8 protein-coding genes are annotated in these 17,508 nt (G+C 33.3%); 5 read left to right on the forward strand and 3 right to left on the reverse strand.

The genetic code is table 11. The features are described from left to right. Positions 1 to 16: 16 nt before the first annotated feature. Genes DKT72_RS03110 through DKT72_RS03120 form a run of 3 tightly spaced genes read right to left on the reverse strand, consistent with a single transcriptional unit; the run spans position 17 to position 6,443 of the window. Positions 17 to 1,186, reverse strand: coding sequence for a DUF5000 domain-containing lipoprotein (locus DKT72_RS03110; RefSeq protein ID WP_111307260.1), 1,170 nt, complete (start codon positions 1,184 to 1,186; stop codon positions 17 to 19). A gap of 47 nt (positions 1,187 to 1,233) precedes the next feature. Further along, on the reverse strand, positions 1,234 to 3,171 hold the full coding sequence (locus DKT72_RS03115; protein ID WP_111307261.1) for a RagB/SusD family nutrient uptake outer membrane protein: 1,938 nt from the start codon (positions 3,169 to 3,171) through the stop codon (positions 1,234 to 1,236). Between the two features lie 11 nt (positions 3,172 to 3,182). Then, positions 3,183 to 6,443 carry a SusC/RagA family TonB-linked outer membrane protein gene (locus DKT72_RS03120; RefSeq protein ID WP_235841589.1) on the reverse strand — a complete coding sequence of 1,087 codons (3,261 nt, stop codon included), beginning with the start codon at positions 6,441 to 6,443 and terminating at the stop codon, positions 3,183 to 3,185. An 810-nt stretch (positions 6,444 to 7,253) separates the two neighbouring features. Here DKT72_RS03120 and DKT72_RS03125 point away from each other — a divergent pair. From DKT72_RS03125 to DKT72_RS03145, 5 genes are all read left to right on the forward strand, one after another. Continuing rightward, positions 7,254 to 7,964, forward strand: coding sequence for a basic secretory protein-like protein (locus DKT72_RS03125; protein WP_235841590.1), 711 nt, complete (start codon positions 7,254 to 7,256; stop codon positions 7,962 to 7,964). A 347-nt stretch (positions 7,965 to 8,311) separates the two neighbouring features. Continuing rightward, positions 8,312 to 11,902 carry a glycoside hydrolase family 2 TIM barrel-domain containing protein gene (locus DKT72_RS03130; protein ID WP_235841591.1) on the forward strand — a complete coding sequence of 1,197 codons (3,591 nt, stop codon included), beginning with the start codon at positions 8,312 to 8,314 and terminating at the stop codon, positions 11,900 to 11,902. 23 nt (positions 11,903 to 11,925) lie between these two features. After that, a complete protein-coding gene (locus tag DKT72_RS03135) occupies positions 11,926 to 13,992 on the forward strand; it encodes a glycoside hydrolase domain-containing protein (RefSeq protein WP_111307339.1) in 2,067 nt (688 codons plus the stop codon). 5 nt (positions 13,993 to 13,997) lie between these two features. After that, positions 13,998 to 15,125: an alkaline phosphatase gene (locus DKT72_RS03140; RefSeq protein ID WP_111307263.1), complete on the forward strand. Its 1,128-nt coding sequence runs from the start codon at positions 13,998 to 14,000 to the stop codon at positions 15,123 to 15,125. Positions 15,126 to 15,207: 82 nt separating this feature from the next. Next, positions 15,208 to 17,481, forward strand: a complete 2,274-nt coding sequence (locus tag DKT72_RS03145; protein ID WP_111307264.1) for a GH92 family glycosyl hydrolase — start codon at positions 15,208 to 15,210, stop codon at positions 17,479 to 17,481. Positions 17,482 to 17,508 lie beyond the last annotated feature (27 nt).

A 17,508-nucleotide genomic window follows, 5' to 3' on the forward strand; every position in this document is an offset into this window, starting at 1 on the left:
TTAAGATTTTTAAAAATTAACGATTATCACCAAAAATATCCAATTCCATTATTTGGAAATTATCTCCACCTGCCCAAGTTTCTTTTACTCGTATTCTTATGTATCGTATTTTAGGATTTGTTGGAATAAAAGAAAAATCTTCGCCATTGTATGCTACTGCGCTATCTTCATCCGAGTATTGACCAAAAGGCAATCCAGAAGGTTTTATAGATTCAAAATCTCCTAGTAGTGTCCAACTATCCCAACTTCCAGATAAATCAAGAGTTTCTGCACCCCAAACCTCAAATTTTTTAAGATTTCCCTCAGCATAAATATATTCTTTACGCTGGTAAAGTTTAATTCTACTTAACCTACCAATTACTCCTAGATCAATGGTAATAGATTGAGGCCACATCCCTGGAGCCGGATTAGAACTATATCCATTAGGCTCATTTGTACCATTCCATATATTACTTGGAACCCAAGCACTATGATGAGGGCCATCACCAGGCAGATCAATAAAAGCAAATTTTCCTTTATCAAACTCAGTTTCATAAATTGGAGTTATTGTATATTCTTTTACAGGTGAACGATTTTCCCATCTATCTTGAACAAAGGCTTGAATGTGTTTAGGTAAAGTATCCAAACCAAAAACAGAAAATTTACCTTCTTTTGCACTAGAATAATATGTTTCCAGAGGAACAAATTCATTAAGTAATGAATCCCTTTCTTGAAGCACAATTGATATTTTAGCTTTATTCTCATTATCCCAAGTAGAAGTGATTCCTCCAAAATCCTCTTTTAAATTCAAAGTATTAGCTATCGTATTAACTGGAGGTTCAAGAGGTGTGACAGTTACATTAATTGGTTTGGATTCGTTTCGACTCCTATCAACCGCAATTAATTGTACTTGACGCTCTATGGTATTACCAAATCCTTCAATAACCAAAGTATCCGCATATTGAGACGCTTTAGATTCACTTATTTGCCCTTCTTTACGAGAATAGACAGCCTTAACATATAGAAGGTCTTCATCTTTAGGAACAGAGTATGTTATCAAAGCTCCGCCTGGTGTGTTTATGATTTCAACATTTGATACTTCCCCAGGTGGCACATTATCCAACGGCTGTTGTCCTATAGTCTCCTCATCACAAGAGTATATGACAAAGCCTAAAATTGTTAATAAAAATATTAGTTTACGTTTCATTTTATTTTAGTTTATTTTGTTTATATAGATACTTCATCAAAGCATAACTACCATCCATAATTCTGTATTAAATTAGGGTTTACATATAAGTTTGATTCTTTAATTGGCCAAAAATAGTCCTTGGTAGAAAAAAACACAGGTGTTTGAGGTAAATTTACTACCTTATAAAAATCTTCTTTGACTTCTCCTAGAACATTCCATCCTTTTGGCTGGTCGTTCATAACACTAATTTCTTTCCAACGTCGAATATCCCAAAAACGCTTTCCTTCAAAAGCTAGTTCTATAGCACGTTCCTGATGTATTATCTCACGCAAACCATTTTTTGTATTTGGCTTATCAGGATTAGTGGAAAAATTAAGCCATGATTCTTTAACCCCCTCTAAACCAGCTCTATTTCTAATAAGATTTAAATAGGTAAAAGCCTCATCAACTGGGCCATTGGCCTCGTTTAATGCTTCAGCGTACAATAAATAAAGGTCTGCTAAACGCAAAATAGGGAAAGGGAAATATTCTGTAGAAACACTGTTAATTGTTTGTGCATTTTTAAAACTATGCAATTTTTTTACTGAATATCCAGAAATAGAATAACCACTACCCGCTTGGAATCCAGAAACACCACCTTTTATAAAATCAGTATACTTCACATCTCTCTGAGTATCTGAAAATTGATAATATCCACTTCCAAAATAGACTCCTTTATCAAAGCCTATACTAGCATAAAATCTTGGCTCACGGTTAAAATGTAAATTTACTGTGTATTTATTTAACTCAACAAGTTTTTCTTCTTCCTTTTTAGCAGGCTCATCCCTTATTTTATACCTATTGCTGTACCATGAATTATTTATCCAATTAATATCTTCGTCAATCGGTACTCCATTTGAAGAGTAATATTTCTCAACAATCTTTAAGGTTGGAGCATACTGACTATTTACATCATTTAAGTTTATCATACGCACTAATCTTGCTGTTGTACTTCTTGCAAGAAAACTATTATCATATCTGGTATTTCCCCAAATCAATTCTTGGTTCCACCTGGCTGTTATTGCTTGTCGGTACGTAGTTTGCAGTTGGAATATTGGATCTGCTGTTATCACCAATGGGTCAACAAGATTGTAAAGTGATTTACCTTGAGCATGACATTCATCAATAGCTTCTTTACAGGCTGCTGCTGCTAACACCCATTTGTTTTCGTCATAAGTTTGTGGAAACAATTGTACACCTCTGTTGTCAATCATGCTTGCATAATCCTGATTACCATTAAAAAGTGGACTAGCAGCAAAAACCAATACATTAGCTCTTACGCTCAATGCTATAAGTTTATCAATTCTACCTGCCTCAGTACCTTCAACCACTTCATTTGCATCAGGCAAATCATTAACTGCTTCTGCCAGAAGATTGGCAATATATTCAAAGACTTTATCAACTGGCTCACGATATACCTGTACTTCATCAGTACCAGAATCAATTGGAAGGTTTTTATCTACAATTGGTATAGGTCCATAACTTTTTAAAAGATAGAAATGATAATACGCTTTTAAAAACTTCACTTCTCCTCTCCATCTTCTTTTTTCGTAATCTGGAAGGTCTGGTACTAAATCTATATTTTCTAAAAAAATATTACACTCTCTAATACCTTTCCATGCCGATTCAGATCCTTCATAACCATCCCATGTGTTTAATATTGGATTACTTACTTGTTGGAAACCTCTTTGAATTAGAGTATTTTGCCACACATAACCAGCTCCATTAATCCCATATCTTTTAAAAGTTTCATCAGAAGCCATGGCTGGATCTCGATCTACAGAACCTACTTCGGGACGGTAACTGTAACAGGAAAACAAATACTTTTCGGCTTCATTCCTACTTCTAAAAGCATATTCAATTGTTGCAATATTATCAGGTATGACATCTAAATAATCACTACAAGACCATACGCTTACTAATGTAATTAGTTGTACTAATATTATTTTATTTATTTTTTTCATGTTCTTTTTTTTTAAAATGAGAGTTGTGCACCTAATGAAAAGACTTTTTGAATAGGGTAAGCTAATCCATTTCCGCCCATTTCAGGATCCCATAATTTAAATTTACTAAACGTAACAAGATTATTGCCTACTGCATAGAAACGGCATTGTGTCAATCCTACTATAGCAGATATTCTATCTGGTAAAGTGTATCCAATTTCCACTGATTTTAATCTTATAAAAGAAGCATCTCTCATAAACCAGTTAGACGGTTTTAGATTATTTTCAATACGAGTTTCGGAAAGACGTGGCCATAGTGCATAAATATTACGATTATCCTCCGACCAATGATTCTCAGCATATACTTTTAATAATGCGTTCTGTTGATCGATAAAAGGAGAGGTTGCATAAGCATCAATAAAAACAGACGTGCGTGCTAACCCTTGAAAAAAGCTTGAAATATCAAACCCTTTCCAACCTCCAGAAAATCCAAAACCAAAAACAATTTCAGGACTGTGTGGGTAGCCCATAGGAACCATATCTAATTCAGTAATCTTTCCATCTTTGTTAATATCTTTATACTTAATGTCCCCAGCCATATAATCTCCAAATTGAACTGGTGAGTTTCTGACTTCTTCTTCATCAACAAATAAACGCTCAGCGACATAGCCATAATTTCCAGCTAACGAATTACCTATATGTGATTTCCATGGTTCATTAGGATAGTCTGGTTCTTCATACACTTCAAATTTACTGGTAGCGTAAGTAAAGTTTCCCATTCCTGTAATCCATAAACCATTATTAAAAGAATGATTATAATTAAAAGAAACTTCAATCCCTTTACTAGAAGCCTCACCTACATTGGATCTAACTGCTGCTTGAAGCCCCATTGTCGTGGGTATTGCAGCTCTATCCATAAGAATGTTTGTTCGATATTCAGAAAATAAATCTACATCAATATCCAGTTCATTCCATAAACCTATTTCAAGTCCTAAATTATATTTTTCTGATGTTTCCCATGTAATTTTATCGTTTGGATAACGATCAACAGATACTCCAGGCCGATAAGTATTTCCAAAAGTACCAAAAGAAGATCCATTGTCATTATTATTTAGATTTACATTAGACAAATAGAAAAATCTATCAGCTTCGTTTCCAATAGCATCATTACCTACAAGACCATAAGTATATCTGAGTTTTAACTTACTAATGGTATTTTTAATTTTTCCTTGCCAAAACTTTTCGTTGGATACAAGCCAACCATAACCAACTGATGGAAAAAACCCAAAACGTTCTTTTTTAGAAAAACGTTCAGATCCATTATATCCGAAGTTAAATTCAAAAAAATATCGCGAATCATAAGCATATGTGAAACGACCAGCATAACCTAAATTTCGGTAGGGTAATGATCGTTGAAGATCTCCTGCATTGGCAAAAACTCTCTCTCTTGCTGTAGCCACCAATAATCCTCCAACACTATGATCTTCATTAAATGTTTTACTCCAGTTTATTGCTCCTTCAAAATATGTAGTGGAATTTATATCTTTTCCCCCTTCGTTATACCCCAAATATTCCGTTCCACTATCCTTATTAAGAGCCCCTAAAGTGTACACATCGCTATTTCTATCATATAAATTGACCTTGTAATAAAAAGGATTGTAAAAACGACTTACACTATAACTTGAGTATCGGTTTGTATTAAACATACCTCGTAAAGAAAGTCCTTCTATAATAAAGCTCAAGTCTTGTTTTAATTCAAACTGCGCAGACATTTGAGAAGTTATAGACTCTCTATAACCTTTAACCATATCTGCATAAGGATTTAAAAAATTTACTGATCCTGTAGAACCTGCATTGCCAAAAAGGACATGTTGTGTTTGTTGATTGGCTAAATCAGGCTCAAAGAATGCAGGAAACATAACGGGGTTTGTTCTCATTACTTTACGAAACAAATCTGAACCTCCATCAATTGGACCAGAATAATCATCAAAAGCACCGCTTAAACGAATTACAGCTTTCGTGGTTTTAGTAACATTAATATCTACATTTGATCGTAACATATACCTATCTAATTTGATGTTACTATTAAAATTATTCTTTCCATTCACTTTTAACATCCCATTATCATTCGAATAACTACCCGCTACATAATATTGAGCTACTTCGCCTCCTCCACTTACATTTAAATTTACTTGCCTACTTTCTGCTCGGTCTTTAAATAGCATTTTATACCAATCATTAGATGGGTAAACATAAGGGTTTCCACCTGCTATCGTATTTGCGATTTTTTGTGGAGAGTACGGCGTAATACCTAAAGGATCTCGTGTTCTAACCGCTTCGTTATGTAATTGCATATAAGTTATAGGGTCTGCGAGTTCAACCATTTTTGTAGGACTCGAACTAACATTTTCTACCCTAATATTTATTTTTGCCTTTCCAATAGCACCAGATTTTGTAGTAACAAGAATAACTCCATTAGCTCCTCTAGATCCATAAAGTGCTGTTGCTGTTGCATCTTTCATAATTGAAAAACTCGCAACATCATCAGGGTGCAAACGAGACAATTCTTGAGTAGTCACCTCATTATTATCAATCAATATAAGTGGGTCTTTTTTATAACCGAAAGTTGTTATTCCACGAATGTAAAATTCTGAAGTATTTTGCCCTGGCTCCCCACTTCTTTGGTAAGATACCATACCTGGAATTCGCCCAGCAAATGAGTTTGTAAAATTACTTGATGGAATTTTTAGACTGGATGGTGTAATTGTAGTTATAGCACCTATAACACTGTTTTTCTTTTGTTTCGCAAAAGCTACTACTGTAACCCCTTCAAGTTCGCCAACATCGGATTGCATATGAATCACAAATTCTTTTTGATTAGTATATGGAATAATCATAGTTTTTAATCCAATATAAGACACCTGTATTTTATCACCTGCCGTTACCTTGACAGTGAACTTCCCATCAAAATCAGTTACAGAACCTCCCTTTGTCCCTAAAACTATAACAGTGGCCCCTGCTAATGGTGTTCCAAATTCATCATAAACTACTCCTTCAATCTCAATTTTTTGGGATTGAAACAAAAAAGCATTTAACACTTTAGTAATTTCATGATTCTTTTTAAATGAAACTTCTGTTACTGGACTGGCAAGTAATTTTTTATTTAATATTTTTCCATTGGCTTCAAATGCAGAAGAATAGAAAACACTAAAAAACATAAAAAATAAAAAGAAACTGGTCAATTTTTCTAGATTTTTGATGCACCTAAACAATAAGATAATTTTTACATTCATAAAGTTGATTTTTAATAAATTTTCATTTTATGCTCTACTTAGTACTTAAAACAAAAATCAAAATTTAAGTTAACGAAAATATTTAGTTAGTAAATAGTTAAACAAATGTCATAGTCAGAAACTAAAACGATTTATTCAAAATTAAAAATCCTTTTTCCTTATACTATCCTGCACTATCCTGCACTATTCTGAATTTAAGTAAGAACACTAGTTTTGAGGATACAAAACACTAAATACCAATTATTTAAACATGTATTTATTAAAGAATAGATTAAGTTCTAGTTGAATAAAACTTTCACAAGAAACAAACTAGAAAATGTTGAATAAAATAGTACCTATTAATAAACCCATCACTTATTAACTCAAAACCCTCAAGCTTTTTATAAAAGACAATCTTTTCAAGAGAGTAGAATAATATGATTTTCCTTATTTCCCGCACCAAGCTACTCTAATAACACATTTATGAACATATACTTATATGGAATATAAAAATAATATGATTCATCATTAAACCTCATCTACAAAGAAAATTAAGACTACATTTATTAAATTGGTACGCCTTTTATTTGTTTTTTGAATAGCTTCAGTTTCAATACTCAAACTAGAAATTCTAACGATCTCGATTCAATAAAATATCTTCGGAAGAGTAGCCAAACAAATCACAAAACATGATTAATAAGTTAATTTAATTAACAAAAAAACATTGAATAATCAATTTACCCTCCAGATTATCTCAATAACATTAATATAAATTATAACAAAAAATTTTATTTACTAAAACGTTTTACTATTTTTACCAAAACGAATATTATGAATAAAATTAATTCCAATTATCAATCCAAAATAAGGATGCTCTCTATTTTAACAGGTGTTTTTTTTGTCTGTTTTAATTTTAACAGCTTAGCTATAAATAATTTAAAACCTACCATTGATTCTCTAAAAATCACTTTTATTAATCAGGATTTAAAACTCGACCCTGATATAATTAAAGGTTTAAAAAGTACCATTTATAATGTATATCCAAAATTAGTAAAAGACTTTAATAAAAATGCAAGAATGGATATTACCATTAAAATTGACACTACTTACGATGGTGTTGCTTATGCAAATAGCGGAAAAATCACGGTGAGTTCTCAATATCTCCATAAAAGACCAAATGACCTAGATTTAATAACACATGAAATCATGCACCTTATACAGTCTTACCCTTATGGTGCAGGTCCAAGTTGGTTAACCGAAGGAATTGCTGACTTTGTTCGATACAAATATGGTGTTGATAATGTAAAAGCAGATTGGTACTTAACTGAATTTTCTGAGAATCAACACTACACCAATAGCTATAGAATTTCTGCAAGGTTTTTACTGTGGGTAAGCCAAAATTATGATCAAAAATTAGTGTACAAACTTGATAAAAAATTAAGATCAAACTCTTATTCCAACAAATTATGGAATGAATATACTGGATTTAGTTTAGATCAATTATGGTACAATTATAGTAAAAACCCCATTATAAAAAGCTAAAGAATTATATTGTATTCTATAAAGAGTCAACAAACAAAATTAAAAAATGATTTAAATGACACCAAAATATACAAAGGGGAAGGATATCACTGTAATTTAAAATACATTCCATTGAATAAATTATCGTTAATGAAGTAAAAACAAAAGAGAATGTACTGTCGCCCCGTATAAAAGATGCAGCGAGAGGTCAAGGGTTAGATACCTGTTTGGTTACAAAAGTGCCTACGCTTCAAAATGAAGCCATCAAAAAAGAAGTGGTAAGGGTTCAAATGAATTGATTAAGTGAACCCTAAAATAAAAATGCAATAAATAAAAGTAACGTTATAAAGATTTAAAATTAACAAATAATGAAGCATAAAATTTCACTACTTACAGTCTGCTTTGCAGCAATGTTTTTAATGACTAATCGTAGCTTTTCACAAGAAATAAAAAGCAATAAATTATATGTAATTGTAAGTTCTTCTGGGCAAGCAATTAGTAATCAAAATTCTGAGCAAAACGAATCCCACTTATTTTTGGAAAATCTAAATCAAAAAAGTAAGGCACAAGCATGGAAAATAACCAAATTAGATAATGACTTTTATAGCATTTCTAATCCATTTTACAATAAAGGAATTGATAATTTCAACATTACTAGTGGTAGCGGAAACGCTGTCATTCAGTGGGATGCAAACAAAAGTAACACCAACCAACAATGGGCACTAAAAAAACAGCCTTCAGGTGGCTATCAAATCATACAAAAAAATAGCGGTATGTTATTAGCTTCAAAAGAAAGTTCAACATCCACTGAAGAAATATGGCAAATTCCAAATAATGGACAAATTTGGCAATTAAAAGCATCCAAGTTAAAAATGCCCAAAGAAACAGCAAAAATAAGCAAAAACGACTGGGAGAATGAAGCCATTTTCGGCGTAAATAAAGAGCCTGGCCATGCTTCTTATGTTCCTTACCCTTCTCTAACATCACTAAAAGCTGATCAAAATTTTAATAAACCTTGGTTAGAAAACTCGTCTACATTATATCAAACTCTTAATGGTAAATGGAAATTCAATTGGGTAAAACAAGTTTCGGAGCGACCATTGGATTTTTATAAATCCAGCTATAATGATAGCAATTGGAAAGAAATAGCTGTGCCTAGCTGCTGGGAGATGCAAGGCTATGGCACTCCTATTTATACCAATTTTACGTATCCTTTTAAAAATAACCCTCCTTTTATTGAACCACAGAAAGGGTACACGAACGAGGTAGAAACAAATCCCGTTGGTTCTTACAAACGTACATTTACCATTCCTGACAATTGGAAAGAAAAAGAAATTTTTGTTCATTTTGACGGGGTTTACAGTGGCTTTTATATTTGGATAAACGGTGAGAAAGTAGGCTATAGCCAAGGAGCAAATAATGTTTCTGAATTTAACATTACCAAATTCATAAAAAAAGGAAATAATACAATCTCGGTACAAGTTTTTAGATGGACTGATGGTAGTTATTTAGAAGATCAAGATATGTTTAGAATGAGTGGTATTCATAAAGATGTTTATCTCTTCGCTACTCCAAAAATGCATATTCGAGATTTTAAATTGCAATCTGAATTCTCAAAGGATGATCTAAGTAAGGCTACATTAGCCACCACATTTTGGCTTAAAAATAACGGAAAGAAAGAAAGTCCTAATGGTATTTTGCAGGTTCAATTATTAAAAGAAGATGGTACTGAAGTTTTTACAAAAGAAACACGAGTTACAAACTTGAAAAAAGGAGGAGAATTTCAAGGAAATATAGCGGTTACTGTTCAACATCCTGAATTATGGTCGGCAGAACGCCCTTACCTGTATACTGCGATTTTAACCTTAAAGAACGAAAAAAATGAAGTTACTGAAGTTATCTCCACAAAATTTGGTTTTCGTAAAATCGAAATAAAAAACAACCTTGTTTATATCAATAACGAACAAGTGTTTTTTAAAGGGGTAAACCGACATGAAACACATCCCGAATTTGGCAGAAGTGTTCCGGTTAAAACCATAGAACAAGATATTGTAATGATGAAAAATCACAATATCAATACCGTACGAACCAGTCATTACCCTAATCAACCCAAAACGTATGCTCTTTTTGATTATTATGGTTTATACATTATGGATGAAGCTGATATTGAAAATCACGGTAATTATTCAATTAGCAATAATACTACGTGGTTACCTGCCTATGCTGATCGTGTTGAACGCATGATTCAGCGGGATAAAAATCATGCTTCCATTATTTTTTGGTCCATGGGTAATGAAGGCGGTAGTGGTCAGAACTTTCATGAAATTGCAAACCTTGCTCGAAAATTAGATCCTACTCGCATCATTCATTATGAAGGAAAAAGTGAATCAATGGATATAGATTCCCATATGTACCCATCTTTATCAAGAATGGAAGAGTTTGACAAAAATGGTGCTCAAAAACCCTATTTTTTATGTGAATATGCTCATGCCATGGGGAATGCCATGGGAAATTTAGCTGAATATTGGAACTATATAGAGAATGAGTCAGAACGTATGATTGGTGGTTGTATTTGGGATTGGGTAGATCAAGCAATAAATAAACAAGGAAGACCAAAAACTGAATATTATGTTGGTGGCGATTTTGGAGACACTCCAAATGATAATGATTTTTGTGATAATGGATTGACCACTCCAGATAGGAGAGAGACTGCTAAATTGTTAGAAGTAAAAAAAGTATATCAATACATTAAAATAAAAGCAGTGGCTATAGAAAAAGGTGACATTGAAATTGAAAATAAATATGACTTTACAAATCTAGATCAATTTACTATTTCTTGGGAATTATTAGAGAATGGTTTCGTTGTAGAAAAGGGTGACTTAGCTCCATTATCCCTAGAGCCTAACAAAAAAACCATAATTAATATTCCTTATTCTATAGAAATAAAAAATAAAAAGGAATATTTTATAAATATTTATTTTGCTTTAAAAACAGATATCAATTGGGCAAAAAAAGGGTATATTATAGCAAAAGAACAATTACCTATTAATGATAGACCAACTTTTGTAACTAACCCAACCGCTGAGCTTAAAAAACCTTTAAACATCGTCAAAAATGATAACGATTTAGAAGTAGCAGGACATGATTTTAAAATCAGTTTTGACACCCAAAAAGGTATTTTAAATTCCCTTGTTTATAATCAGAAAGAGTTCATCTATCAAAATCAAGGTTTCCAATTAAATTGGTATCGTAGCATAAATAATGACACATATGCTGATCAAAATTATTACCAAACAAGTTACGAGGTAAAAAAATTCAAATCAGAGCTTAGCAAAGACAAGCAAAATGCAACTATTACAGTAGCCATAATAGCAACTATAGACAACAAAAAGAAAACCCAAATTCCATATACCATTCAGTATACGGTCAACGCAAACGGTATGTTGACTGTAAAATCACATTTTGAAAGTCCCAAAAAAGGGGAAATCATTCATAGAATGGGGCTTCAAGTTCAATTAAACCCAGATTTAGAACAAGTTTCTTGGTACGGAAGAGGGCCTTTTGAAAATTATAGAGATCGTAATACTGCTGCTTTCTTTGGTATCTACGAAGGTTCTGTAAACGATATGGCTAGCGAGAATTATTTAAAAGCTCAAAGTATGGGCAATCGGGAAGATATTCGTTGGCTTTCTATATCAGATGGGAAAGGAATAGGGTTAAAAATTGTTTCAAATGATCAGTTGTCTTTTACGGCCTTACACTATTCTGATGAAGATTTATGGAAAACCAGGCATAATTTTTCCTTGCCCTCGATAAAAAAACCACAAGTACTTTTGAGTTTAGATGCTTTTCAAGAAGGTGTAGGGAATGCTAGTTGTGGGCCTATTACTCTAGAAAAATATTGTGTTCCTTATAATAGTAATATTGATTATGAATTTACAATTGAACCTATAAAGTGATAAAACAAATTTTTCTTTTAAGCATGCTATTTTTTTGGAGTTGCAAAGGCACCAAAAACAGTGAGAGCATATCTATCAAAAATGAAACAAATTTAATAGAGAAAGTCAATGTTTTTTTGGGTACTTCTGGCGACCATGGTCAAATGTCTCCCTCAGCCTCTTCTCCGTTTAATATGTTAAGCATAGGATCGCAAACATACAGCCATATTCATACGGGCTATGAGTATTATGCCAAACAATACGAAGGGTTTACACATACCCATTTAGAAGGTGTTGGATGTACGGGAAGTGGCGGTAATATTCTTATCAAACCCATCATTGATAAAGACATACACACCCTATTGCTAAAATCAAAACAAAATGCAAGTCCTGGTTTTTATGAAGTTTCCTTTGAAAATGGAATTCATGCGGCTATGAGTGTGAATCATAATTTTGGAATAGAAAACTATAGTTTTCCTAAAGACACCAATGAGAAAGGCCTATTTGTTGATCTTTCTTTTGCGCTTTCTAACCGATTTATTGCGGAAGGACATGCTATTGACAAAAACCAAATTTCAGGTTGGATAGATACTTACACCACCTGTCATGGAGGCGTTTATAGAATTTATTATGCTTTGGAATTTTCTAACTTGAATGGATTTGAAAAATTAAATGAGCATCATTATTATGTCTCATTACTTCAAAACACTGAAAATGCAACGGTAAAGGTTGGCCTTTCTTCAGTAAGCGTTGCCTATGCTAAAAATAAATTGATTGAAAGCGATTTAAATTCCGTAAAAGAAGCTGCAAAAAGCGAATGGAATTCACTTCTCTCACATATAAAAGTTAATGGAGAAACCGAGCGTGAAAATTTGTTCTATTCCCTCTTATACCGAGGTTTGCAATCACCTTATAAAATAAGTGAGGCAGATGGTACCTATGCAGCCATTGATGGATCTATTCAGAAGGCTGATTTTGAAGTTTATAATGGTTGGGCGATTTGGGATAACTATAGAGAACAATTACCTATGCTGTCTTTATTATACCCAAATAAATATACAGACATTTCAAAATCTATTGCCAACCTCTATAAATATGGCAAGAAAGATTGGGCCACAAGGCACGAACCTTCTCCTACAGTTAGAACAGAACATGCGCTTGTCGTTTTATTGGATGCTTATGAAAAAGGGTATCCATTAGATTTTGCTTCTATTAAAGATTCTATCATTGCAGAAGTAAACCGATTAAATTTTGGAGCTCCTGACAAGGCCTTAGAATCTTCTTACGACTATTGGGCTGCATCAAAAATAGTGGAAAGTTTAAAAGATGGTGACCTAGCAAAAACATACCATAATAAATCTTTGGATTATAAAAAATATTGGAAAAAAGATTTTGCAGACCTAACGAGAGATGATGTCGATCGCATGCAAGCGAGAGGCTTATATCAAGGAACCATATGGCAATACCGCTGGTTTGTGCCTTACGATATTGCAGGTCTTAAAAATTTAATTGGCGGTGAAAATCAATTTATAAAAGAGTTGGACCAATTTTTTGAAGAAGGAAATTACAATCATGCCAACCAACCAGATTTACAAGTTTCAGGTCTCTACAATGCCACTCAACAGCCATGGAAATCGCAAAAACTTTTCCGAAATATTTTATTGGATACCATGGTTCAAAATTATTTTAACGACAATAGTAAAGGTATCGATCCCTACATAGGACGGATATACAAAAACCAACCAAAAGCCTATCTTAGAACCATGGATGATGATGCAGGAACCATGTCATCATGGTTTGTAATGAGGAGTATTGGTTTGTCTCCAGTAAATATTGGAACTCCTGTATACTATATAACCGCTCCAATATTTGAAAAAGTAAGTATTGATTTTCCTAATGGTAAAAAATTTGAAATTGAAGTCAAAAATTACCATAAAGACCATTTTTATATTAAATCTACTACTCTAAACGGTAAAGAATTTAATCAGAATTGGTTGAGACATGAAGACATTATTAAAGGGGGTAAACTAATTATTGAAACCTCCGAATTTCCTGATAAGAATTGGGGTACAAAAAACACATTTGTTACAGAAATTGAACCATCAAATTAAAAATTATGAGTCTTAAAAAAATTGTCATTCCTTTTGTTGTATTTAGTCTATTTTCATGTAAAACTACAACTATTGTTAACAAACAGATTACTAGTCATGAAACACCCAAAAATGTTATACTATTAATAAGTGATGGTACGGGTTTATCACAAATATCTTCTGCTTTTTACTATAAGGAATCTACACCAAACTATACGCGTTTTAGGAATATAGGACTTATAAAAACGTCTTCTGCAGAACAAGATGTAACTGATTCAGCTGCAGGAGCAACAGCCTTTGCTTGTGGTGTTAAAACATATAATGGTGCAATTGGTGTTGCTGTAGATAAAACAGATATTGAAAATATAGTAGAAATTGCTTCATCAAAAAATATTAAAACAGGAATAATAGCGACTTCAGCTATAACACATGCAACCCCAGCTAGTTTCTATGCTCATACATTAAGTAGAGGTGAAGAAGAAAAAATTGCCTTATACTTAACCCAGTCGGAAGTAGATTTTTTTGCAGGGGGTGGTTTAGATTATTTTAACAATCGTAAAGACGGACAAAACCTACTAAATACTTTCAAAGAAAAGGAATTTATTGTCAACACTACCTCTTTAAGTGATTTTTCAGAGATCCAATCAGTAAAAAAAACAGGGTTTTTATTAGCAAAAAAAGAGATGCCCAGAATGGAAGATGGTAGAGGGGATTTCCTTTCAAAAGCAACAGAACTTGGTATTCAGTTTCTAAATAGAGATGATTCAGGATTTTTTATGATGACTGAAGGCTCACAAATTGATTGGGGAGGCCATGAGAACAATGCATCTTACTTAATTTCAGAATTAATTGATTTTGATGATGCAGTTGGTAAAGCCTTAGATTTTGCAGAAAAAGATGGTAATACTCTAGTAATCGTAACTTCTGACCATGAAACGGGTGGTTTTACATTGTCTGCAAAAAACAAAAAGAGAGAAGATGGCAGCGAGTATAGCGATTATGCTGAAATTGGTCCCACATTTTCCACTGGGGGGCATTCTGCTACTTTAATTCCCGTTTTCGCCTACGGCCCTGGTGCTGAAGAATTTTTAGGGATATATGAAAACAACCAGATCTTCGAAAAAATATTAAAAGTTACAAAATGGGGAGAATAAGATTAAGTGTTAAATAAAGCACCGTTCAGTATTCAGTGAAGATTGAATAAATCATTTATTACAAATAATAGCATTAAACAAAATGGGTAACACTAAAAATTTATTAAAAGAAGCTTTAAGCATTATTTTATTTACAATAAGTATGGTGGTCTGGCCACAAGCATCCAACCCTGTAGATTTTGTAAATCCATACATGGGAAATATCAGTCATTTATTAGTGCCAACTTTCCCTACCATTCATTTACCTAACAGTATGCTGCGCGTTTATCCAGAACGAAGTGATTTTACAGGAGATTTGCTACACGGTTTACCTCTTATGGTTACAAGCCATCGTGGAAATTCAGCTTTTAATTTAAGCCCCTTTCAAGGTGAAGAAAATGAAATAAAATCTATTATAAATTTCAGTTATGATTTAGAGAAATCGACACCTTATTCATACTCTGTTTTTTTAGACGATCAGCAAATCTCAGTAAATTATGGAATATCACATCAGGCAGCTCGCTATGAAATTGATTTTGAAAATGCTAAAAATCCTTATCTTATAGTCAACTCCAATAATGGTGAAATGCACTGGGATGGAAAGTCTGTTTCAGGGTTTCAAAACCTATCTAACAATACCAAAGTGTATATTTATTTAGAACCTCAAGAGCAACCTGAAACTGTTTTAACATTCGGCAATGACGGATTGATTAAGGGGACTGATGCACAAGGAGATAATGCTTCATTAATTTTAAAATATAAAAAAGGTAAACGAACGATTTCTGTAAATTATGGAATTTCATTTATCGATGAAAAACAAGCACAGCGCAATATGAATCGAGAGGTTCGAGAAAAGACTGTGGCTGATTTACAAGAAGAAGGTAGAAAAATATGGAATGAAGCCCTTGGTAAAATAGCTGTAGAAGGAGGTAGCAATGATGATAAAACAGTATTTTACACATCCTTGTATCGCTGTTATGAAAGACCCGTTTGCATATCGGAAGAAGGTAGATATTTCAGTGCTTTTGACGGAAAAGTTCATAATGATGAAGGACGTAATTTTTATACTGATGATTGGATTTGGGATTCGTACCGTGCGCATCACCCCTTGCGTATTTTGACAGATTCTGGTAAGGAAGAAGATATCTTGCATTCTTTTCTGTTAATGGCAGAACAGATGGATAAATATTGGATGCCAACTTTTCCTGAAATCACAGGGGATAGTCGCAGAATGAATTCCAACCATGCAGTAGCATCTTTTTTAGATGCATATAGAAAAGGGTTGAGGAGGTTTGATTTAGACAAAGCCTTTTTGGCTTCAAAAAATGCCATTATGCAAAAAACTTTGGCCCCATGGTCTGGAAAACCGGCAGGCAAACTGGATGAATTCTATAAGAATAATGGTTATATTCCCGCATTAAAAGAAGGGGAAAAAGAAACAATCCCTGAAGTATCTTCATTTGAAAAACGTCAACCTGTGGCGGTTACATTAGGTACTTCATATGACGAGTGGTGCTTATCGGAAATAGCAGATGAGTTAGATAAAAAAGAAGATCGGGATTACTTCAGAAAAAAATCGTTTAATTACCGCAATCTATTTAATCCTAAAACCCAATTCTTTCATCCAAAAGATAAGGAAGGTCTTTTTATAGAACCTTTTGATTATCGTTTTTCCGGAGGTATTGGTGCACGTGATTCCTATGGTGAAAACAATGGGTGGACCTATCGTTGGGATGTACAGCACAATATTGCAGACTTAATAACACTTATGGGAGGAAGAGAAAATTTCATTCAGAACCTTAATGATTTATTCTCAACACCTATGGGTCGAGGCAAACGTGAATTTTATACGCAACTCCCAGATCAAACAGGAAATGTGGGGCAATTTACTATGGCCAACGAACCTTCTTTACATATTCCTTATTTGTATAATTATGCTGGACAGCCATGGCAAACCCAGAAACGAATCCGGAAATTAGTAAAAGAATGGTTTAGAAATGACTTAATGGGTGTGCCTGGTGATGAAGATGGAGGCGGCATGTCTTCTTTTGTGGTATTCTCTCAATTAGGGTTTTATCCTGTAACCCCTGGTTTACCAATTTATAATATTGGAAGCCCAGTTTTTGGAAAATCGATAGTTCACTTAGAAAATGGTAAAGAATTTACGATTATTGCACAAAATTGTTCTGAAGAAAACAAATATATTCAATCGGCAAAACTAAACGGAAAAATATGGAACAGCCCCTGGTTTACTCACGATGATATTATAAATGGAGGAACGTTAGAGTTAATAATGGGATCAAGAACTAACAAAGATTGGGGAAGTTCACCAGCTGATGCCCCTCCTTCTTTCTCATTAAAAAAAAGAGCCCCATAGAGCCTTAAATAGTATTAAAATTTCAGT

The sequence above is a fragment of the Confluentibacter sediminis genome, from assembly GCF_003258355.1.
In the GTDB taxonomy this organism is placed as follows: domain Bacteria; phylum Bacteroidota; class Bacteroidia; order Flavobacteriales; family Flavobacteriaceae; genus Confluentibacter; species Confluentibacter sediminis.